At 65.5% G+C, this 258-nt stretch carries 1 protein-coding gene; it reads left to right on the forward strand.

All coding sequences use genetic code 11. The features are described 5' to 3' along the window. Positions 1–70: 70 nt before the first annotated feature. On the forward strand, positions 71–258 hold a 188-nt coding region (locus FLQ44_RS25080), incomplete at its 3' end, for a TRAP transporter large permease subunit (protein ID WP_369126619.1).

The raw sequence follows: 258 nt of genomic DNA on the forward strand, positions 1-258 counted from the left end.
GTCGGCGGCGCCCGCGATGTGATCATCGACCACAACTCGATGACCTGGGCCACCGACGAGAACCTTTCCACTGTTCATCTTCACCGGAGAACTGATGCTGCGCGGCGGCATCTCCGAGCGTCTGATCGGACTGGCCGGCAGCCTGGTCGGCCATATCCGCGGCGGCCTCGGCCAGGTCAACGTGCTGTCCAACCTGTTCTTCGGCGGCGTGTCGGGTTCGGCCATCGCCGATGTCTCGGCAGTGGGCGGGGCGATGAT

It is taken from the genome of Vogesella mureinivorans, assembly GCF_007644035.1.
Classification (GTDB): Bacteria; Pseudomonadota; Gammaproteobacteria; order Burkholderiales; family Chromobacteriaceae; genus Vogesella; species Vogesella mureinivorans.